The organism is Aliterella atlantica CENA595 (assembly GCF_000952155.1).
In the GTDB taxonomy this organism is placed as follows: domain Bacteria; phylum Cyanobacteriota; class Cyanobacteriia; order Cyanobacteriales; family Chroococcidiopsidaceae; genus Aliterella; species Aliterella atlantica.
Genome location: NZ_JYON01000006.1, coordinates 1 through 22,160, shown reverse-complemented (window position 1 = coordinate 22,160; position 22,160 = coordinate 1). Strand labels below are relative to the sequence as shown.

The 22,160-nt window shown below is 40.6% G+C and carries 19 protein-coding genes; 6 read left to right on the top strand and 13 right to left on the bottom strand.

Translation table 11 applies throughout. The features are described 5' to 3' along the window. Positions 1–201 precede the first annotated feature (201 nt). From UH38_RS07295 to UH38_RS07280, 4 genes are read right to left on the bottom strand one after another with little or no spacing between them, the layout of a single operon-like run. Positions 202–2,517, bottom strand: coding sequence for a hypothetical protein (locus tag UH38_RS07295; RefSeq protein WP_045053994.1), 2,316 nt, complete (start codon positions 2,515–2,517; stop codon positions 202–204). An 11-nt stretch (positions 2,518–2,528) separates the two neighbouring features. Continuing rightward, on the bottom strand, positions 2,529–3,662 hold the full coding sequence (locus UH38_RS07290) for a prepilin-type N-terminal cleavage/methylation domain-containing protein (RefSeq protein WP_082065332.1): 1,134 nt from the start codon (positions 3,660–3,662) through the stop codon (positions 2,529–2,531). Beyond that, entirely contained in the window at positions 3,613–4,080 is a 468-nt protein-coding gene (locus UH38_RS07285; RefSeq protein WP_045053992.1) for a type IV pilus modification PilV family protein, read from the bottom strand. The genes UH38_RS07290 and UH38_RS07285 overlap by 50 nt, the downstream gene beginning before the upstream one ends. Next, positions 4,073–4,648, bottom strand: a complete 576-nt coding sequence (locus tag UH38_RS07280; protein ID WP_045053991.1) for a pilus assembly FimT family protein — start codon at positions 4,646–4,648, stop codon at positions 4,073–4,075. The genes UH38_RS07285 and UH38_RS07280 overlap by 8 nt, the downstream gene beginning before the upstream one ends. A 339-nt stretch (positions 4,649–4,987) precedes the next feature. Here UH38_RS07280 and UH38_RS27850 point away from each other — a divergent pair, with 339 nt between their 5' ends. Then, positions 4,988–5,122: a hypothetical protein gene (locus tag UH38_RS27850; RefSeq protein ID WP_268748868.1), complete on the top strand. Its 135-nt coding sequence runs from the start codon at positions 4,988–4,990 to the stop codon at positions 5,120–5,122. On the opposite strand, the gene UH38_RS07275 is transcribed toward UH38_RS27850, so the two are convergent. Continuing rightward, positions 5,119–5,307, bottom strand: a complete 189-nt coding sequence (locus tag UH38_RS07275; protein WP_045053990.1) for a hypothetical protein — start codon at positions 5,305–5,307, stop codon at positions 5,119–5,121. The genes UH38_RS27850 and UH38_RS07275 overlap by 4 nt on opposite strands. 185 nt (positions 5,308–5,492) lie before the next feature. Here UH38_RS07275 and UH38_RS07270 point away from each other — a divergent pair, with 185 nt between their 5' ends. From UH38_RS07270 to UH38_RS07260, 3 genes are all read left to right on the top strand, one after another. Beyond that, complete coding sequence (locus UH38_RS07270; RefSeq protein ID WP_052672296.1) at positions 5,493–5,723, top strand: DUF2887 domain-containing protein; 231 nt, start codon at positions 5,493–5,495, stop codon at positions 5,721–5,723. Positions 5,724–6,387: 664 nt separating this feature from the next. Next, entirely contained in the window at positions 6,388–8,202 is a 1,815-nt protein-coding gene (gene ltrA / locus UH38_RS07265; RefSeq protein ID WP_045053989.1) for a group II intron reverse transcriptase/maturase, read from the top strand. Positions 8,203–8,231: 29 nt separating this feature from the next. Then, positions 8,232–8,912, top strand: coding sequence for an Rpn family recombination-promoting nuclease/putative transposase (locus tag UH38_RS07260; RefSeq protein WP_052672295.1), 681 nt, complete (start codon positions 8,232–8,234; stop codon positions 8,910–8,912). Between the two features lie 133 nt (positions 8,913–9,045). Here UH38_RS07260 and rpmB read toward each other — a convergent pair whose 3' ends face one another. Both rpmB and htpG read right to left on the bottom strand, forming a co-directional pair. After that, on the bottom strand, positions 9,046–9,282 hold the full coding sequence (gene rpmB, locus UH38_RS07255; protein ID WP_045053988.1) for a 50S ribosomal protein L28: 237 nt from the start codon (positions 9,280–9,282) through the stop codon (positions 9,046–9,048). Positions 9,283–9,472: 190 nt separating this feature from the next. Then, on the bottom strand, positions 9,473–11,431 hold the full coding sequence (gene htpG / locus UH38_RS07250; RefSeq protein ID WP_045053987.1) for a molecular chaperone HtpG: 1,959 nt from the start codon (positions 11,429–11,431) through the stop codon (positions 9,473–9,475). A gap of 766 nt (positions 11,432–12,197) precedes the next feature. Here htpG and UH38_RS07245 point away from each other — a divergent pair. Beyond that, the gene (locus UH38_RS07245; RefSeq protein ID WP_045053986.1) at positions 12,198–13,034 is read left to right on the top strand and encodes a WecB/TagA/CpsF family glycosyltransferase; all 837 of its coding nucleotides are present in this window, start codon (positions 12,198–12,200) and stop codon (positions 13,032–13,034) included. A 29-nt stretch (positions 13,035–13,063) separates the two neighbouring features. On the opposite strand, the gene UH38_RS07240 is transcribed toward UH38_RS07245, so the two are convergent. The 6 genes from UH38_RS07240 to UH38_RS07215 form a co-directional block, all read right to left on the bottom strand. Further along, positions 13,064–15,193, bottom strand: a complete 2,130-nt coding sequence (locus UH38_RS07240) for a VPS10 domain-containing protein (protein WP_052672294.1) — start codon at positions 15,191–15,193, stop codon at positions 13,064–13,066. Positions 15,194–15,512: 319 nt separating this feature from the next. Then, a complete protein-coding gene (locus UH38_RS07235) occupies positions 15,513–16,532 on the bottom strand; it encodes a glycosyltransferase family 2 protein (protein WP_045053985.1) in 1,020 nt (339 codons plus the stop codon). Positions 16,533–16,567: 35 nt separating this feature from the next. After that, positions 16,568–17,833 carry a lipopolysaccharide biosynthesis protein gene (locus UH38_RS07230; RefSeq protein WP_045053984.1) on the bottom strand — a complete coding sequence of 422 codons (1,266 nt, stop codon included), beginning with the start codon at positions 17,831–17,833 and terminating at the stop codon, positions 16,568–16,570. Between the two features lie 121 nt (positions 17,834–17,954). Continuing rightward, positions 17,955–19,217, bottom strand: coding sequence for an O-antigen ligase family protein (locus UH38_RS07225; protein WP_045053983.1), 1,263 nt, complete (start codon positions 19,215–19,217; stop codon positions 17,955–17,957). A gap of 38 nt (positions 19,218–19,255) precedes the next feature. Next, positions 19,256–20,680, bottom strand: a complete 1,425-nt coding sequence (locus UH38_RS07220) for a GumC family protein (protein ID WP_045053982.1) — start codon at positions 20,678–20,680, stop codon at positions 19,256–19,258. A 404-nt stretch (positions 20,681–21,084) separates the two neighbouring features. After that, a complete protein-coding gene (locus tag UH38_RS07215; protein WP_045053981.1) occupies positions 21,085–21,414 on the bottom strand; it encodes an MGMT family protein in 330 nt (109 codons plus the stop codon). A 188-nt stretch (positions 21,415–21,602) separates the two neighbouring features. On the opposite strand from UH38_RS07215, the gene UH38_RS07210 reads away from it, so the two are divergent. Further along, positions 21,603–22,025 (top strand): pentapeptide repeat-containing protein, encoded by a 423-nt coding sequence (locus UH38_RS07210; protein WP_045053980.1) that lies wholly within the window; start codon positions 21,603–21,605, stop codon positions 22,023–22,025. The last annotated feature ends 135 nt before the right edge of the window (positions 22,026–22,160 follow it).

Genomic DNA, 22,160 nt, shown 5'->3' with positions numbered 1-22,160 from the left:
CGATATATATTACCTATGTTAGTAGGAAATCTTGCTGTTTGAAGGTATAAATAATGACTTCAATCTTAAACATTGAGCGTAGTTATACTTTAGCTTTGAGTTTGGTAGTAGGCAAAAGCAAAGAAGGACTTGTTTTTATTAGACAAGTCCTTCTTTTACAAGGTTAATGATTTTACTGAACGGCTGGCGTTATAAAAGTGATTATCGCTCAAAGCTACGAGAAAAAACCTCCTGCCTTAAATAGACAAACCTAGGAGCAAGTGGTGGTAGGTTAGCAGCATTCTTGAAGTCAGAATCGAAGTCCCAGTTACGCTGTGGAGGACTATAAATATTGCAGTTGGTTGCATCATAGCTACCGCAGAATGGCGAATTAGTGCGACGCGGTGCATTGAGACTTACAAACGACCCTTTATAGTTAAATTTAACAGTACCATTCCAATGTTCGTGGAATCGAGGATAGTTATTCACACCTCCACTATTGCTATTGCTACCCTTGTCTTGACCATCTGTACCATTTTTACCACCTGTAATTGTGGTTCCAGACAAGAATGCTGCATTAACGGTTGTTTCTTCAGCAGTTCGTCTAGAATCATCATATTGAATTGTGCCTGACGGTACATTACTTGTACTATATGTCCGACCATTGGAATCATCTAATTGCCATTTTTTGGAGAGAATATTAATTGTGTCAGCAAGGATTGAGGCTGGTCTCCACCTTTCAGTAACAGTAGTAGTGGCTAAGTTATCACCTTCGTTAATACCAGTAGTTGTTGAGTCATCTTTAAGATTGTAGTTACCTTGAATATATACTGCTTGGTCTGAAACAATCGTCAAACCTTTAATTTCTGGTGCACCACTTTGACCTGAATATAAATAGTCACCGTTGTAAAGGCGTACAGCATAATTATTGGAGTTATTAGGAGCCGTACTAGAGTTTACATCTGTTTCTGAATTAGGTCCATCTACAGTCAGAAACCAGACTAAACCGTTTTCAGTAACATCATTCAAGGCTTTACTACCCATTAAACTTTGTGAATGAATACAGTCCAACAGACCTCGAACGTCAACATTGAGCATACGAATGTACGTACCATCATTGCCTGTCGTACCTCCATTTTTTTCTCGATAATTGTAGAATGTATTAGATGTAGAGACGCTCACTTTACTAACGATGTCATCTTTCGAGGCTACAGTAGCTGATTGATAAGTGTGTCCTAGCCTCCTTTTCAATCTAATTGTATTAGTTAATGGATTTATACTGGTAATAATATTGCTATCATAATCATTTCCTACTCTTACTACATTACCAACCGCAAAACCAGTAATTGAATTGACTATCAGGTCAACGTCACTTTGCTCGTAGTTAGATGTACCATCTAACTCATTTCTAAGTGTTGTAGTGGTGGTGTTAGTAGGGCAACTCTCTAGAAGGGCTTTCGTTTTCGTCGTGTCTACCGATTTATCTTGATTGCGTATTTCAATACCGCTTGGATTGCCACTAGAAGAGTCAAGTTTAAGCACAATTCGTAGGTCTGCTTTGTCCCAATAATCTTTTCCTGCTTTAGCATCTAAGGCATCAGGTTCAGGAACCTCTAATTTAGGGACGGTAACAAGAATATTTTTCTTCCAATCACTGACTTGACTTTGAGTGTACTCAGTTCTGCCACTACCACAACTAAGCTCTTTGATACTAGATACAGAGTCAAGAACCGTATAGATATTAACTTTACCCCCACATTGCGATGCTACCTTCTCGCCACGATATAATTTGCCTGCTGTACTAACTACACCATTAATTGTCAAAATACGACTGTTACCAACGTTTAGATACAAATCACCGTTACTGTGAATAGGACCATTTAAGTTCATATCTGGTGGCACAGTAAATTCTGCGTCATTGTTGTAGAAAACAACAAATTGAAACAGTGGTATCAATCGGCTTTTGAAACGCATTCCTAGTATGGCACTTGGCTCCTGAGAATTGAGTGCTACTGATGTAACATCGTAACGATATTCTTGAGCGCTCAAGCCAGCAAAAGGTTCGCCAGAATTAATCTGTATAATATTTTTTGTAGGGTCAAAATTATCTGGATGTTCAATGACGTAGCTTAATAATTCTTGGTTGTTAAAAGTTTGGCGCTTACAGATGAAATCACCACTGCCTAAACTACCAGTATTACTTAAACACTTTTGTAAAGCATCAAGGTATTCAGGGGCAGTTCCAGGAGGAGTGCCAGTAGGACGATTGAATCCATTAAATTTGTCTCGAACCTGTTTAGCTCGTAGGTTAAGCCCAGCCTCTGCTGCATAAAACCCTGTGTTGCTAGTCACAGAAGATTTAGTGCTTGCTGTTTCAATTTTGCTAAGTAAGCCGTAGGCTGCTAGCAAAGATGTCAGGATCAACACCATAGAAATTACAATAACTAGCACAAAACCTGATTCTTCATGGTTATATTTTTGTAAGCGCACCAGCCTCAGCAGCATTAATTGTTGAAAATTTTTATATTGGTATTTCATAAATTTATCTGTTACTTAGAAGAAACGTTGCGTGGGAAAAACTGTGCAGATACGGTAAGGTTAGGAACTTTAGTAGAATTAGGTGCTGGGTTTATAGCTGTTACATCTATCTTGATTGCTTTAAGTTGCTTCCAGTCGTCAATAGCTGTGTTGTTAAAATCTTCTCTAGTAAGTGGTGTGTTGCCACTTTGCATCAAAGCTTTTACTTGAAAATTACTTAGTTGGTTAACAAGTCTTATTGGTGATGTTTGGTTGTCAACTAAAAAATCAGATGTAGATTTAGATGGAGGTGGTATTTGTTCATTAAGAATTAACTCTAAAACATTGTCTTTTAATCGATAGCGGCGCTGCTCCAAAATGTAGAGAGTAGGATTAGTGGGATTAGTAGAACTCAGGACACCATAGGGGTATGTATTTTTCCAAGCTTCACCATCAACCCGATGCACGCGATAAGCGTTAGTAGGCGTATCTGGAGTGTCTTTAGGACTTTCAAAACCGTAAAGGAAAAACTCACCTCGATTAGTATCAGGATCGTAAATATAAGCCCATACGCACTCTTTGTCAGTACCATCCTTTTCCTCAACACATCGATTGCTGACTGTAGCGCGATTTACATCTATAGCTCTGGCGCAAGCAGAAGTACCATCTTTAGCACAACGGCTATCTTTCCACTGGTTAAGGGTAATAGGCAAAGTGGCTGTAGGACTAGAAAAAGAGGCATTGCACAATCCAGCACCGCCTTTTTGAGAGACTTCTATTTCACTTGTCGTAGTACCAGTAGTAACTGTCTTACAAACTGGTAGGCTTTCAGCAATGACTAAACGCTGCAATACTAGCTCATCAGGAACATTAGGATCGGTCGCAGATCCATTTATGACTCTCACTACTGGCAATGTACTTGTTGTTAGTCGTTCGCCAGCTTGTTTAATATCAGCACCGACTAAATCTAGAGAAGCTCGTAAGTTTTGATTAACTTGAGTACGGCTTTGATCGTTTAAAAAGAGTTGGCGCTGATCGACTATTAGTTTGAGTGCCAACCCAGTTATAACTGAGGCTACAACTAAAGTGACCAAAAGTTCCAGTAGTGTAAAACCTTTATTGGAACTTTGTGTAAATTGTTTCAACAGTATAAATCGGTTGACCATTGTAGTTCACTTGTAATTTTATTTGTCTAGTATTGGCATCACAGTTAGGATTAGTAGTAGCAGGAGAAATAACCTCGCAATAAATAATTTTTGCGCTATAAGTTTTACCAAGCTCTGTTATGGATGAAATATCAGTGCCAGAGGGGTAGGGTAAAGGTAACTTAGTCTCTGTTCCTGATAATGGTAATTTTGTTGCCCACTCATCTGCGGGTAGCTGGTCTAGAGATTGGCGGAACTCGTCTAGAATTCTTTGCGAGACAGAAATAGCTCCTGTCTTGATTTCTCTATTGATTGTATTAAATTGATTGGTTGCAAGTAAAGGAATCATGAATGCCAAAGTAATCAAGAAAATTGTCATTCCTACTAATGCTTCTACCAATGACAGCCCTTGATTTTTACCAGCAAAAATTTTATTCATAAATTTGAACTCCGCCTCCTTGAAATATCTCAATATCTTTCGTTTTAGCAGTTTTTAAATCTTTTATAGTAAGTTTTAAAGTTTTATTTGCTAATCCCCTACTATTGAAACAAAGGCTCCAGCCTGGCGAACCTGTCGCCTCTATCAAAGGCGTAATGTTTGAACTATTTTCAGTTGCGGCTATAATTTCGATAACAGTATTTTTAGCTGCCCCTTTGAAATCTTTGGCTTCGGTTAAAGTTAAATCTTCTGAATCAAAGCTACCATCTACAGTCCAACCAGTTGAATCAGAACACAATTTATTACGTTCTATTTTCAACGTAGTTGAGGTAGCTTGCTTGATCCGATAAGCAGAAGTTTGAGACATTGCTTTAACGCGCATCAGTTTAAAGGTGCTTGCAACTCTATTAGTAGTATCTTTTAATGGGTTAACTCCAAAATTTATATAAGGCGCACTAAATGCAGCCATAATACCTATTAAAGATATAATTACTAATAATTCAATTAGGGTAAATCCCTCATTATTTTTCGCTTTTTGCCCTCCTAGCATTAGTAAGTTTTTATTCATAAAATCAACGACCGCTATTTAATATAAATAAACTCTGCCAGGGAAATTAAAACCGCAACTTTTAATAACTGCACTGCCAAGAGAGTTATACATAGTTGTAGCAAGTCGCAAATATGAATATCTACCGCAAATGTACGCTATTAATTTAGTTAAAGTAATTAATTACGTAGATTAACGGTTGAATGTAGATTAGCTTTATGTATTGAAGAGGCTGTTTCAGGTACTAGGCTAAAGTCAAGTCTTAGCTTAGATGTAGAGAGAATAGCTACTCTAAACTAAATAATAGAATTCACGGCTAAACAGACAAAACCCGCCTGTGCAGGTTACGGAGTATAAAGAATGAGCGATCGCATAACCAGAAGTGCGATCGCTCATTCTTTTAGCCGCTTGGTTGGAGCAGTAAAACATTCAGTTTTCGTGACGCTATGTATTGCGGCTCAAGTCGAGATTTCACTGAAGCGCGATCGCTTTTAACAATACCAGGAGCGATCGCTTTGTTGTAGTTTAAGTTGAGATTTCACATAAGCGCGATCGCCTTTTTGTAGTTTAAGTTGAGATTTTACTGAAGCGCGATCGCTTTTACCAATGCCAAGAGCGATCGCTTGTTTGTGGCTCAAGTTGAGATTTGACTTAAGCGCGATCGCCTTTTTGTGGTTCAAGTTGAGATTTCACTAAAGTGCGATCGCTTATTTGTGGTTTAAGTTGAGATTTTACTGAGGCGCGATCATACCAAAACTAAGAGCGATCGCTTTTTTATAACTCAAGTGGGGATTTCACTATAGCGCGATCGCTCTTAGCCCTAAAATGAATCTTACTTTCATTAAGTGCAGCCACCGAACTAAGAGTGCAGACAGACAGCTTATTTTACGAACTGTTTCAACTTTACCCCGCTATTCTATTTGAACTCATCGGCAACGATTCGCCGAGAACATCAACTTACAGTTTTGCATCCCAAGAAGTCAAACAGACTAGCTTTCGGATTGATGGTATTTTAGTTCCGCCTATTTATGCCACCGACTTACCAATATATTTCCTGGAAATTCAAGGCTATCGAGACACAAAAGGCGACTTGTAGTGCGATTCGTTCGCTCGAAACCGATAAATCGGGGGATGGGCGACATTTGTAGGGTAATCCAACAGGATTGAGTTCGCACTTTAATCCCTTGCAAATGATAACTTCATAACCTTGCAGGTGAGCGTTAGTATCCTAGAAAGCGTCAAGTCCTGTCCTCCAGACGTAGGAGTGAAAGCATATCCCCCACTGTAGCGACTAGCCCTCAATCGGTGAAGCGGGGATAAAAGCGGAAAAGAGCTACTAGCCTAAAAGTGGTATCCCGTAAGCAAGTTCCTATGGATAGCGAAAGCAAAGTCATTGTGTGAATCATCGTTACGCCGAACCAGCGAAATAAGGCTATACGCGCTGGAAGTCCCAAAAGGGCAGAAGCAAAAGGTGGTATGAGGATTACCAACCGACATACCTACGTTACCCAAAAGCTCGGTGAAGAGATGACATCCTAACGGAACAAACCAAAGGTAATGAGGAACGAAGTAACCAATCCGTCTACTCTCGAAGAGGTCGAATACTTCGAGCAGTCAGCTAAGACGAAAAATCTGGCACAAGTCAGGTAACGGAATGGAAAGATCGAGTCAGAAGCAAACGCCTAGTTGTAATAACCAGGATAAGCTAACAGACTCACGGTAATACGGAAGGTATAGCTACAAGTAGCAATGCATAAGTTATGAACACGGCATCATGTCCGATGTATGAATGGAGCGATATCAACTGGCAAAAGCTGGAACGTAGCGTCTTTAAGTTGCAAAAGCGGATATACCAAGCGTCTAGTCGTGGAAACGTCAAGCTAGTTCGCAGACTCCAGAAATTATTGATAAGTTCTTGGGCGGCAAGAGCATTATCGGTTCGTCGGGTAACTCAGGACAATCAAGGTAAGAAGACGGCAGGAGTGGACGGTGTTAAGGCACTATCCCCAAAGCAACGTCTCACCCTAATGAATAAAATCAAACTGGGGACAAAGGTCAGACCAACACGCCGAGTTTGGATACCCAAACCAGGAAGTGAGGAAAAAAGACCATTAGGAATACCGACAATGTACGACCGAGCCTTGCAAGCGCTAGTCAAAATGGCAATGGAGCCAGAATGGGAAGCGCGATTTGAACCAAATTCCTACGGGTTCCGCCCTGGACGCTCATGCCATGATGCAATTGGAGCAATATACATTGCGGTAAATAAAAAAGCCAAGTACGTCTTGGATGCCGACATCAGTAAATGCTTCGACCGCATCAACCACGATGTACTTCTCTCAAAACTAAATACCTATCCCACCCTGCAAAGACAAATCCGAGCTTGGTTAAAAGCTGGTGTAATGGATGGGAGACAGTTGTTCCCTACTAATGAAGGCACGCCCCAAGGAGGAGTTATCTCACCCCTGCTGGCAAACGTCGCCCTACATGGAATCGAAGAACTAATCATGGGTCTAGCCCCAAAATTAGATATGAAGCGACCAGATTTCACTCAATTGAGTGTTAGAGATAAGCTTAAATCGATTACATTTGTTAGATACGCAGACGACTTCGTTGTTCTCCATAAAGACATAGAAGTAGTAAATTTGTGTAAAACAGAGATAGAAAAGTGGTTAAACGGCATTGGGTTAGAATTAAAACCTAGTAAAACAAGAATCGCTCACACCCTGAATGAATTTGGTGATACAGAATCGGGGTTTAATTTTCTCGGATTCAACATCAAACAATTCCCTGTTGGCAAATATCAATCAGGTAGTCATAGAGGCGGATTACTAGGGTTTAAAACTATTATCACCCCCAGTAAGGAGAGCCAGAAAAGGCACTACAGAAAGATAGCTGGAATAATAAATAGGTCGCGGGGATTAGACCAAGCAACCTTAATCAAGATACTAAGCCCAATTATAAGGGGTTGGTGTAACTACTTTTCAACTGTCTCCAGTCATAAAACCTTTAAAAGGTTATGGCATTTGTCTTTCTGGAAACTGCTTAAATGGGGTCGCCGCCGTCATCGAAAAAAAGGTAGAAGTTGGACAAGCCGTAAATACTTTAAAACAGTACAAGGCAACAATTGGACGTTTGCTACTAAGGAAGGTAATAATTCCCTAACACTCATTCCACATAACTCAACAGAAATTACCCGTCATGTCAAAGTGAAAGGTAATTCATCGCCTTATGACGGAAACTGGCTATATTGGAGTTCAAGAAGGGGAACGCACCCACAGACCCCCGCAAGAATAGCAACCCTACTCAAGCGGCAAAAGGGAAAATGCGCCCACTGCAAAAACTACTTTACATACGGAGAGCCGATAGAAGTCGACCACATAATTCCGACATCATTGGGTGGTAAGAATTCGTATAACAATTGGCAACTACTCCATCGACACTGCCACGACAAAAAGACTGCCACTGACGGCAGTTATGGTACAAAATCTAACTGTAATAGTGTTAAGCCAAAGCCACCAGGATTTCCAGATAAGTTTACCTGGGAAGACGATATGTTGGTAATGACGTATTGATGACAACAACCGTACTACTGAGGAGCGGAATGATCGGAAACTATCACGTTCCGTTTTGGAGAGCAGTGGAGGGGGCGACTCCTTCACTGACTTTAATCCCCAGCTTTTTTAGCGAAATCTTCTTGTACTTGAACGACTATAAACCTGTAAACGACTGGCGAGGAATCCTAATATTCACCAAACGTCGTTTAGATCCAGGATTACCACCACAGTATCAAGACTTTGCCAATAGTCCTCGCTTGCAGCGCATCTATTTAGATGAGCTATCAACACAAATAGCTAGCGCCTCACTAGGGTTAGGAGTGCTACAACTAATTGGCGTTAAGGAAAATGTTGCCCAGCAGCAAGCAAGACAGCTAATTAGCAGAACTAGACAGGAACTAAAAGATGCTGCCGAACAGCGAAAAATTGTAGAATTAGTAGAAACAGTATTTGTCTATAAGTTTCCAAACTTGAGCAGGCAGGAGATTGAACAAATGTTGGGATTAAGCGAACTCAAGCAGACTAAAGTTTACCAAGAGGCTTTAGAAGAAGGACTAGAGCAAGGACTAGAGCAAGGACTAGAGCAAGGATTAGAGCAAGGTCGTAAAGAAGGTAAACTGGCAGCAGTACCTCTGCTGTTGCAAGCAGGAATGAGTGTGGAGCAAATTGCCCAACAACTATGTATAGATTTAGAGGCAGTAAAACAGGCTTTTGAGCAGCAATCTTAACTTAATTGGCGATTCAAAAAACGCGATCGCCTCACTATTCAAAACCTTAAAATAGCATTGGCTTTAACTGTCGATCTGGCAGGGGCTACTTGCTGCAGTAAAATTGAACAGCTAGCCCCTAATTAGAAATATTTTAGTAACGATTTAAGTCAATTCCAGCTTCTTTTGCCATTGCTGCTAAACCTTTGCTTTCCAATGTTTTGATGGCTTTGGTAGAAAGCTTAAGTCTTACCCAACGATTGCCTTGACTCCACCATACGCGTTTCCATTGTAAATTGGCTTCTTGCAGCTTTTTCGTGCGGCGGTGGGAGTGAGAGACTGCAAAGGCGTTGTTTGCCTTTTTGCCTGTTAGCTGACATTTGCGCGACATATCTTACCTGTATTTTTAACTAATGTGCAGTCTTATATTGTATCGGTACTTAGGAGAAAGCGGGTGAGTAGAACTCTTGGATAATTTCTGTGATGTGGGGGGATGGGGAGACAAGGAGACAAGGAGTTGGATTGCTAATTTAAAAGAGCGATCGCATATTTATTATAGATGTGCGATCGCTCATCTTTATCTAGCTACTTGCAGCGCGTTCGGTAAGCCTTGTCAGCACTTGGTTCGAGCGTTCGACAAAGGCTGTCATTCCTTCCGCATCAAAGCCTTTTTGTGCCATTAGTGCCAAATCGTAGACGTGATGGCAAATTAGGTTTGCAAGTTCTGCTGATGGCGACTTGCTATCGCCTTGCAATATCCCACCTTCGCTTAAACTGACTAAGTTTTGAATCAAGGGGTGAGTCGTATTGACAAGCAAAATATGCTCCTCTGGAAACTGCGCTGTTTGCTGCTGCATCATCGCGCTCATATCGCGCATCCGGCGCAGAAATTCTGGTAATAATACGATCGCAGGTGGCGAACCTTGAGGATTATCAGATTTTAGTGCTTCGGTGCGGATGTTGACTTTGGGTTTGTTGATAGCTTGCTCGAATAACTCCTTAATTAGTTCGCTGCGAGTTTTATTTGTTTTCGGATCGACTATTTCCCCTGCTTTATCTTTTTCTAAAAGACTTTCATCCAATTCGGAATCGACGCGGGAGAATTTGACGTTGGCGTATTCTTGCTCCAAAAAGGAGATAAAGTGAGTATCGATAAATGAGTCCATAAATAGGACTTCTAAACCCTGCTGCTTGTGCAGTTCGATGTAGGTTGCTTGAGTCGCTTCATTGGTACAGTAGAATACTCGGTTTTCGTGACGCTCTTTGTTGCGCTCTAAGTATTCCTTAATTGTGGTGTAGGGAAGGCTAGGCGCAGCAGAAACATCTTGCCATGCATCGCCCTCTTGCGATTGAACTTCAACTGCTGGAGTCTCTGTTTTCGCCTCGTAAGTGGTGCGATAGATAATGATGTCTTCAATTTGTTTTTTGAACTTTTCGTCGTTGAGAGCGCCGAATTTGACGAATGTGCCGATATCTTGCCAGCTACTAATGTATTCTTGGCGATTGTCACGGTAGAGTTCTTTGAGCCTATCGCCTACTTTTCGGGCAATATAATCAGCTATTTTACGGACTGTGCGATCGGTTTGCAGAGCGCTACGCGATACGTTGAGCGGAATATCGGTACTGTCAATTACTCCCCGCATTGGTAGGAGAAATTTGGGGATAATTTCTTCACAATGTTCGCTGACAAATACTTGGTTGCAAAATAGTTTGATTTGTCCTTTGGTAACGTCTACATCCGGTACTAATTTGGGAAAGTAAAGGATACCGTTGAGGATAAAGGGATAGTCAGTATTTAGGTGTACCCACAACAAAGGTTCATCTTGGAATGGATACAGGTAGCGGTAAAACTCTAAGTAATCTTCTTTTGTCAGGCTACTAGGAGATTCGCGCCAAGGTGCTTTTTGGCGGTTAATAACCTCGCCTTCGAGTTTGATTGGTACGGGGAGAAAGTCGCAGTAGGTTTTGATTAACTGGCGGATGCGTGCTGGTTCTAGGTATTCTAGTTCTTCTTCTTGTAGCGTTAGCGTAATTGTCGTACCGCGCTGGGTACGAGATGAATCTTCTAAACGAAATTCTGGCGAACCGTCACAAGTCCAGCGCACTGCTGAAGAGCCTTCTTTGTATGATAGGGTATCGATTTCGACTTGTTGTGCCACCATGAAGGATGAGTAGAATCCTAGCCCAAAGTGACCGATAATTGCTCTATCTGATTTGCCTTCGTACTTTTTCACGAATTCTTCAGCACTGGAAAAGGCTACTTGGTTGATGTACTTTTTCACCTCTTCGGCTGTCATCCCGATGCCATTATCTGCGATCGCTAGCGTTTTTTGTTCTTTATCTACGGTTATCGCAATTTCTGGCTCTCCTATCTCGCTGTTGTATTCTCCGGCGCGGGATACCATTTTTACTTTTTCGATGGCATCTACGGCGTTGGAAACCAGTTCTCGTAAGAAAATTTCGTGGTCTGAGTAGAGAGACTTCTTGATGATTGGGAAGATATTTTCAGTATGGATACTGATCGTGCCTTGTTCCAGCATGGTTGTGAATGCAATGAAATTTTCCTCATTTTGATTCTAATCGCTGATAAGGGTGCGATCGCTTTCCTCTACTTATATTTTTTGCTGGCTATTAAGTTATTGAGAGCGAATGGCAAAGATGAACTTGCCACATACTATAATAACGAGGTTTACTAAATACACCTGTAATAAGTACGGATCTTTTTCTGCAAAGGTTTGTATGTTATTTTACTTCTACTGCTTCGTTATTGTCCGTTTAATGCATACAACGTTAAATATATTGAGTAATTAATATTTTAGGTTAAAGTATAGAGTATTTATACGCATAGAAGTAGCAAGTACCTGGTATAACGCTACGCTCTACCACATCCATATCTCACCTTATTTTGACAAGTTAGAAACTTTTGTACTTAGTTAATTAAGCAACAATTGCTACCTGTTATCAGAGTAAAACTTCTGTAAGCTAGGGAAATAGCAAATCTTTCTTTGCGTTATTACCGCGATCTATAGTATTCTAATTGCAATGTATTTATCTAATTAGAACTAGCTCAATAACTTTGTAGTAATAGTCGTCAAACTAACAGTATGCATTAATGAAAAAACCTAATTCTACTGATAGATGCCCTATATTCACAGGCGATCGCATAATCTATACATTAGGTAGAATAGGTCTAGTTTTAAGTTAGATTTTCTAAATCTTATTGAATGTCAGTTGGGCTAGGGAGCATCTTACTTTCTTCTAGCTTGAAGGTACGTTTTTTGAAATAAAGGAAATTACACCAAGCAGATGAGTGCGGAAAAAGTTAATGTATTAAACATTTCTATTGACAGCTTACAACTAACAGATGTATTAGAGCAACTAACAAATGGTGTTGTATTTACCGCTAACGTAGATCACTTAGTAAGATTGCAGACAGATAAAGACTTTTTGCGAGTATATGGTAGTGCTGATTACAAATTATGCGATAGCAAGATATTATACTATGCATCTAAATTTTTAGGTACGCCAATCAAGGAAAAAATATCAGGCTCAGACCTATTTCCAGCTTTTTGTCACTACCATAAAGCAGATAGTGAAGTAAAAATCTTCTTACTAGGAGCGGGTGCTGGGGTTGCCAAGCTCGCTCAAGAACAAATCAACAATAAAGTGGGGAGAAATATTATTGTCGGCGCTCATTCTCCATCTTATGGATTTGAGAATAATATACAGGAATGCGATCGCATAATTGAAAAAATCAATAGATCTGGTGCAACAGTATTAGCTGTGGGAGTAGGTTCGCCCAAGCAAGAAAAATGGATATGTAAGTACAAAGATAAATTACCTAGTATCCAAATATTTTTCGCTATTGGTGCAACAATTGACTTTGAAGCAGGGAAAGTCAAGAGAAGTCCTAAATGGATGAGTAATGCAGGTTTAGAATGGTTGTACAGAATGATGTTAGAACCAAAAAGGTTATGGAAAAGATATTTAGTAGACGATTTACCCTTTTTGTGGTTAATAATTCAGCAAAAACTAAACCTGTATAAAGCGCCGATACATGAGGAAGGATACGATTTAGGAAATCGAACGAAAAACTATTTAATTCCTCAAGCTCGTACGCCGCGTAATAAAGTAAAAATTTAGACTGTTAAGCTGTTACTACAAACAGCCTGTTAGTTTTGCGGTGTGCCATAATATACACCCCTACCATTAGTGCCAATAAATACTAAGCCAAATTTCTGTCGGCTAGCTTCCATAACATTGGGAAGATTGCCGATTGGCTTTTGCACGTCCCCAATGCTCGCCCATGTCTTACCGTTATCTAAAGAACGAAAGATACCTTCACCCATACCTGTAACATTGCCGTAAACGTACAAGGCGGGAACATTGCTACCTTCGGCTGGCTTACCAAAAGAAAATAAATAAGCTCGTTCTACGTTGGGAATTTTGGTAAACGTCGTACCGCTATCTTGCGAACGATGTAGCCCCTTCCAATCTAAACTCAGCCAGACATCGCCTTTGGTTCCTGGCTTTGTTTTCAGCATTGCCCAACTTTCGCTACTGAGTGTAGAGTTAACCACTTTAAAATTAGCACCGCCATCTGTACTGCGATACACTTTGCCATCGCCGTAGTAGTAGAACGTACCTCCTGTAACTTTGTCTGCGGCTAGTGGTTGACCCCAATACCAAGCGCCTCCAGGTCCTTTTGGCAATCCCGATACAGAACTCCAAGATGTTCCGCCATTAGTGCTGCGAATAGGCAGTCCGTTGCTGAGAGTAACAACAAGTTGGCTGGCGTTATTTGCAGACATAGCTACGCGCAGAGGCATTTGATTGGCGGGAAATGAGGGGAACTGTTTCCATGTTTGTCCGCCATCTGTAGAAGTTGCTCCAGTATAGCTGTTGCTCCATCTATGACCGCCTACACGTACCATTTGTAAGGGATTGCTTTCGCTGTAGGCGATGCTGTAGGTATCTTGGAACCACGCACCAGTGCGAGTAAAGTCTTTAGTTGGGATAGCATCAAGTCCGTTATTGTGATTGAAACCGTCTACATCTGCTACGCCACTAACAAGTAAAGAGCCTTGAGGAGGTGCAGCTAGAGAAAAAGCAACTATTTGCTCGTGTCCTTTGGCGTAGTTAGCCCAGACGGTGGGATTGGCGCTAATTTTATCTGTTTGCCATACGCCGTACCAGTCTGTTAACCAAACTTTGCCAGGAATTTTGGGGTCGAAAGCGATGGATGCTGCGGAGGAACCAAAATACCAATCACGCCACCAAGCAATTTGATTGTTCAAACTTGGCTTCTTTTGTTGCCAAGTCGTGCCACCATCAGTAGATTGAAATATTCTATTGGGGTCGTCGTGTTTGTCGTACTGGTCGTAAACTATCAGGATATGTGCTGGGTCATTGGGGTCGATTGTTAAACCGTTGAATTTGGCTTTGGCGGTGGGTGGTGTAATAGTTTTCCAAACGTTATTTTTGTATTTGCTCACTCCGCCTGTATGGGTGACGTACATCGTCCCATCGCTAGCAATTGCCGAACGATTGACTTCTGCTGGGCTACCTGATATTTTGCTCCAAGTAGCGCCTGAATCTGTAGATTTGTAAATGCCGCTGCCGTAAGCGTTGGCGTAAACGTTTCCTGATGTTTTGTCGAAGTTTATCGATGTAATCCCAATATTGTTGCTGGGCTTAACGGGAAAGGACGTTACTTGCTTCCAAGTGCTGCCTGCATCTGTCGATTTCCACAGTCCGCTGACGCGCGAACCAAAATAAATAACTTGAGAATTATGCGGACTAACGATTAGTCTTTCTCCTACCCAGCGTTTGTCTTCGTTGCCACCCATAGGCAAGTCTATATTTAATTTAGTCCAAGTTTGTCCGCGATCGCTAGATTTAAATATTGTCCCCAATCCACTCCAACTAGCGGTATATTTGCCAGCGGCAATATATACAACGTTTGCATCTTTAGGGTCAATCGCTAAGGCTTCTCCACCATAGAAATTACTCTCTTTTAATGATTTGCGATCGCTTAAAGGAATCCACTTTTTATTAATAGCATCCCAACGAAAAAATCCGCCGATATCAGTTCTTATATAAGCAAGGTCTTTTTGTAATGGGTGTAAATATACACCTGTTACGTACCCCCCACCACCGATGGCGACGTTGTTCCATTCGTATGCTGCGCTCGGAGTGACAGCCGCACATTTCAACGGCGATGTGCTTGCTGTTAACGCTAGCCCTACAGCAGCTAGACAGGTTACTTGTTTGATTGATTGCCAAAAACGAGAATTAATCATATTAATAACTAGCTAAATTTTACGTTTAACAAACACTGTATAAGTTGATGCTTAACAAATAAGTATTTTCTGGATTGTGAATAACTACTTTATTTAACCTACACAACAACTTTACAAAACAAATTTAACTGAGCGTAATATCTTTAAACAATTGAATTTTTACCGATCATTTAGCTTTTTGTGCTAGGTTTTTACCTCAATTCAATGGGAAAATACTGTCAGTAATTATTCGCATTAACGTACAACTACTGAGAATATTAAAAAATTCTGACGTTTTGGGATAGTGTAATGATAGTATGCATCGTGGATTGCACCTAAGTTAAGATTTAAGTTGCTGCATCCGCCGTTTTTGATTAGCTCCAGTTATTTTCAAAGCTAGATTCTCTATATGGTTGTAAAAAGACTGAGGTAGCAGCCAAATCGAATAAGCCGCAGCCAAAGTTAATATGGTACGACGCGGTTCTTCTAAAATAATCCGCCAGTGAGTTGCTAAAGCTCGATGCGCTAGTTGCACAGCAGTTGTACCATCTTGCATCCGAATTGCCCGCCGCGCTGAGTAGCGTAGATAATAAGCCATTGCTGGGTTTTTCCACTTGGCAGCAAACTGGGGGGCGTAAGTACGGGTTTTTTCAATTACCTTTTCCAGAAACTCTAGCTGTGTTAGCACGTTAGCCGAAAGCCCTGAAGTATTAACTCGATACAGCGTCAAAGCTTCGGGAATACCTTCCATTTGCCAAGATGTTTGCAAAATAATCCGCATCCAACATTCCATATCTTCGGACTGGCGGAAATGCTCGTCAAAGTAAAAATCTTCAACTGTGCCATATAAGTTGTCTTCAAACTTAATCGCCGCAAAAACTTCTTTACGAAATACACCTACAGAACCGTTGCCAATTGGATTGCGACACAGCACGATCGGCGGGGTAATATCTTTATATTGAGGGATTTGATAGATACCTAAAGGCTGCCCAGTTTCGTCAATAAAGGCAGAACAGCAATAACTAACGCCGACATGAGGCGAACTTTGGAGATGCTGTACGTGCTTGGCTAGCTTTTCTGGCAACCAAATATCGTCAGCATCGATAAAAGCTAGATAGTCTCCTTGAGCGTGACGAATACCTGTGTTTCTAGCGCCCGCCAGTCCGCGATTTTTCTGGCGCACGATGCTGATTCTAGGGTCCGTAAATTGCTGACAAATGGCAATACTGCGATCGGGCGATTCATCATCGACGATAATAATTTCAATATTGGTGTAAGTTTGAGCCAAAACAGAGCGCAGTGTCGCCTCTATAAATTTTTCGGCTTTGTAGGTGGGAATAATTACAGATACTTTTTGCATCTCAGCTACCAAGTTAACGACAAGAGTAATTCGCGCTAAACAGCTTTAGAAAATACATAGCGCGTTGCCCACAATGTAAATAAGGGCAGGAAAATAAAGTGAGTAAGTAGAACCGATGTAGCTACGCCAATAGCTTGCCACTGCACGCCAATTAAAATTCCAGTAATAAAGATACCTGTAAATATCAAATGCCAGCGTAAGATTAGATGCGGTTTACCTATAGCGATAAGTAGTTGCGAAGCAGCATCGGCGAAGGGGCGAGGAATTGCTGATAAGCAAATTAAGATTAAGACTGGCAGCGCGGCAACCCATTTTTGTCCAAATACAATCGGTACGTAAATAGGCGCTAAACTTGACTGCAAAACTACCATCGGAATGATGACGCAGGCAATTGTTTTTAGACTGCTCAAATACTGCTGTTTAAATTGCGTCCATTCCGCCCGTACCGCGCACAAATGAGGCAATATTGCTGTATTAATAGCGTTGATAATACTTAAACTCACACCCAACCCAGCGTTGAAAGCAAAATAATACAGCCCTAATACTTTAATTCCTAATAAGCGACCAACTATTAAATAATCTAAGTTATTTACAGCAGTTTTTAGTAATTCGCTACCTAAAACATTACGCCCAAAAGCAAAAATTTCTCCCCAATGTTTGGTTGTAAATTTTGCACTCGGTCGCCAAGGATGACAAATGCGGTTAAAGATAACCCAAAAAGGAGCCATTAAGAGTCTAGTTAATACAATCGCCCACATACCTAGACCTAATGCCGCTAAACTAGCCGTGATGATGTTGCCACCTGTGATTTGAATAAAGTTGTTGGCGGCTATGAGTTTAAAGCGATTTTCTCTTTGAATTAGGGTAAATTGAATCATCGCTGGCGGAAATGTTAAGTACAGTAGGGCTGTAATACAAATAGGTAGGATTAATTGGCTGTCTTTGTAAAACCAGGAAATAGGGAAGGCGATGAGACACTGGAGGATAAATAAGCTACTGTAAATTACCCAGTTGAGCCAGTAAGCTGAGTTGCATAAAACTGCTAGTTCTGCTTGTTCTGCTTGGATTAGTTTGGCGTTTATACCGTTGCGCGAAAATACTTCTACAAATTCTCCTGTGGTAATTACAATCGCTGCCAATCCATAGTCGTAGTCTGAGAGATTTCTAGCTAAAATAACTGTTGTCAGTAACCGAAAAACTCGGTTAATTATTTCTGAACCTCCTAGCCAACCTAAGTTACGGACAAATTGACTGGAAAGTTTTTGCTTGACTGGAGCTAGTAAGACTGAAATTTTGCTCATTAATGTGTTTGGAAAAACGAACTGCAGAGGAGCCAGCGCCGTGCGGGGGTTCCCCCACCTGTGCGACTGGCGTACGCAGAGGACGCAGACAGTAAAGGGGGAGAGTTGGTTGAGACTTTTTTTAGGGTTGATGTGGAATTGAGGAATTTTTTTCTTTGAAGGCTATTCCTAGCATTACTAAACCTGGCCAAATTAGGTAAGCTAGCATTTCTAGGTTTTCGGCGAAGGAGTAGAAGAATAAGAGTAATACTATGCTGAAACCTACTTTTGCTGTCTCACTTTTCTGCGCTTTGATAAGTAGGTTTACGAAGCTTGATAATAGCGGTACTACGTAGCCGATGAAGCCAACTATGCCTTTGATGAATAAGATGCCGTAGAATGTGCTATGAGAGCCAATAACCATAAATTGGACTAGGTGGGGTCCCCTTTCTACTGCGCCATGTCCCCATATTGGTGCTTCTGAAAAACGACTTAGAGCGATTCTTGCTAATGCTCCTCTTACTTCTGTGGAACTTGCTCTGGAAGATTTAACTTTGTCTAAAAATGTAGTTGCGGCTTCAATTGCGGGTGAGGCAAAAATTGCGGCTAATGAGGACAACAAGCCGATAAAAATTAGAAATATCGGTCGCGCTAGACTAGATAATGCCCATGCAATAATTGAAACTGCTGGTAAACATAAAATTCCCAATCGCGATGCTGTAATTAAGCACATTAAAATACTGCCAATTATGCCGCACCACTTCCATTTTTTGTCTTTTTCATACAAAGAAAAAACAAAGTAGATGTTGGCAACAAATCCTAATGCTGGCGCCCAAGGTGTAAATAGTCGCCAGCGAGGTTCGCCGTTGTCTGGGTCGATTTCAAAGAATCTAAATTCAAAAAATTCTGGTCCTGGTCCGCCAACAATTTTTAAGGGCGAAACGTAGACTAATTCGGGTAAGTGAATGTAGTATGCAAGGATAAATATGGGCGCAAATATTAATGTCTGCAAGCAAACTATGCAAGCTGCGCGATAAAGTAATTGGGGGCGTATTTGCAAGCAGCTAACTAAAGGAAATATGGCGAAAAATGCCCAACCTTTTGCCCAACCAATTGACGATTTAATTAGGGCTGTAAGTCCTAAGTCGAAGTCTATATGCCCCATAATTAGGGCTAGTTCTTCTAGTAACATTCCTGCTACCCAGACCCAGACCATTACAGGAATATGAATTTTTTCGCTAGCAGGAGTTGTATCGTTTTGCTGCCAAAGCTTTTTACAAAAATAAAAAAATAATACCCAGGCGATCGCAGGAATTATAATGTATATGCCACCAATTAAATAAAAAGCATACGTACCAACTATGGAATACCAGATTACTCGTTCGGGAAAGTTTCTTGGTTGCATTTTGCTCGGCGATCGCATAAATATTGGTAATAGTTAATTTACATAATTTCCCGCTCTCTATTTTTAAAGCTTTGGTAGATTTTTGTAGTTTGGCGATCGCGCCACCAATATAGTAAAATTCCGGCAGTGATAAATATAGAACCTAATGTCGCTCCCGCTAGCACAAATAATGGCTTAGGTTCGCTGGGTTTTTTGGGTATGCTCGGTTCTATAACTTTTTGAATTAAGGGATACGAGCCAAAATTGTCTGATTTATTGATGTCTAATCTTGTCAAATTAGATGAAAATACTGCCTCAGCAACTTGCATATTGCGCTTGAGTTCTTCTAAGGTAGCCTCTTGCTTGGTCATGCTCTTTAGTCTTGTTTCTAACTGAGCAATTTGTCTGTCTAACTCTTGAGCTTGAGTTTGCATCCCTCTTTGTTCTGCTTGAGCCGTTACTAAATCTTGAAATAGACTTTCTCTAGCTGAAGCATAACTGTTACTTCCTAAGTTAAACTTTTGCAAGCTCCTAGGATCTATTGGTCTACCTAAAATAGCTTGGCTGCGCTCTGTCAATGCTTTATAAGCCTCATCTTGTTTGGCTTTTTCTGAGACTATTGTGGGGTGATTTGGTAAAAATTTGGCGCTTAAGGCTGTAATACTAGCGTTTGCTTCGCTGTAATCTTTTAAGTTTTGCTGAAAAATTTGATCTGTCTGCAAAGCGAATGCATCGTTAGCTTGCTGCGCTGACAAATTCATATTACTTGCTAACTGGTTGGAGCGAGTATTAGCTTGTTGTTGCTGCGCCATGACTTCAGCGCGTTGTTTGCGTAACTGTTCGATGTTATTACTCAGTTCGTTGATTTGTTCTGCTGATACTACGCCTGAACTTGCTCGATAATCAGCTAAACTTTTCTGTGCTGATGCTAATTTTTTTTGCGAATCACCTAAAGCTGTTTTTACTCCTAAGTCTCTTTCTATCGCTTCGCGAGTCCGCAGTTCTGTGAGCTTGTCTTCAAATGCTTTGTAAAATGCTAAAGATTTATTATGTGCTTCTTGAGGCGTTCTACCTTTGATTTTTACTTCTACAATTGAAGTGTTATCTAGCAATTTAATTCGCGGCTCGCCAAAATCATCTACTGACATATTACTATCGGCGGCTGCTGCTTCTAGAATAGGATCGCTTAATGCTAAAAATTTATAATTTTCTCTAGGGTCTTGCGAAGTAATCGAATATGGCGATGAGTCTTCATAAGAAGCTTTACCAATACCAGGTAAATCTACGTTTCCGCCTCTTTTCACGTCTGGCAAGACGATCGCTGATTCGCTTGTATAAGTTTTTGGAGCAACAATTAAATATAGTAAGGCTGGAACCCAAACAACTACATTGGCTAACAAACATAGCGGCAGATAATATCTCTTCCGCTCTTGGGCAAATTCCAATTTGTGAGAGGATTTGGGAATTTTGATAATGTCTGTCATGCAGGAAATCCTCAATTAACAATAAAGACTACAGCCTTCAACACAACCATACTGCGAAGCAATCAACTATTTACAGAAATTTCTACAATGGGCTTTGTATGTAATATCTACTCATTACGAAAGTAGCATTTATAAAACTTGCGATCGCTTGAATTAAACCCACCTATTTTTTTCTCGCCTACCTATTTATTTGCTAGCAGGAAATATTTATAATATATTATTTATCAATGCATTGAACTAAGCTTAAGGTATAATTTTAAACTATTGCAAAACATTATGTCAAATAATTAAGCAGATTGTTTTTAACATGAATAACTTTATAGGCAACAAGTTATACAACATTAACAAAGCTACCTAATTTGACACTGACTGCGTTTATAGCGAGGCAGGTTAGAGGTTTGAACTCAAAGGTCTTGAGCTAAACGACTTTGCCATTGGTAGTCGCGTAAGTTGATTTTACCTTCAGAACTAAACTTGATGCCTTCTGCTTCTAGAAGTAATCTTTGCTGGTAGTCTGTACCGTGCCTTCGCGGAGAATGAGAAATTTCACCTTGAGCATTTACTACCCGATGCCAGGGAATATTAAGCGATCGCGTATCTACACGATATAATGCATAGCCTATCATCCGCGCTCTACCATATAATGCCGCCAAATCTGCTATTTGTCCGTAGGTTGCTACTTTTCCTGAAGGAATTTGGCGCACGATGGCATAAATATTTTCATACACTGACATATTTGTATTTGCGATCGCACTTAGCTTAGATAACTACCCAAGGGCAGGCAAAATCATCTTACTTAAGACTGATTTGATATAAATTTATACTTTAATCTCAGCCAATTGTAGGATGTAAAATCAAAAAAATAGAGGCATTCTGTTAGTTATAAGGTTATACAAACCTATGGTGATTTTGAGGGAAAAAGATGAAACTGCCTATAGTAGCTACTACAGCATTAATTAGTGCAATCTGTATAGTGGCTCCAGTAAAAGCAGAAAATCCAGCCCATGTCAAGCAACTAATAGAAACAAATGAATGTCAAGGTTGCGATCTCAAAGGTGCAGATCTAAGTAACGCTCACTTAATAGGCGCAGACTTAAGAGATGCAAACTTAGAGCAAGCTAATCTAACTAATACCAACTTAGAAGGAGCCGATTTAACTGGAGCTAATCTCAAGCAAGCAGATTTATTAAATGCTTTTGCTTCCGACGCTAGTTTTACAGAAGCTAACCTTACAGGTGTCAACTTTACCAGCGCCAAACTGTACAACACAGATATGAAGAATGCAGTTGTAGTCGGTGCTGAATTTAAAGGTGCTAAACTCTATGGTGCAAATTTAGCAGATTGAAGGCTAGATAACGTCAGTTCGGGATAAGAAAAGGAGGAGGCAAGTAAGCTGAAATTAAGTTTAACGATTCAGCGCCTCCGTCCTATGTCTAGTTTAGAAGAATTGTTTTGTCAGATTGATGATTTTTGCAGGGGT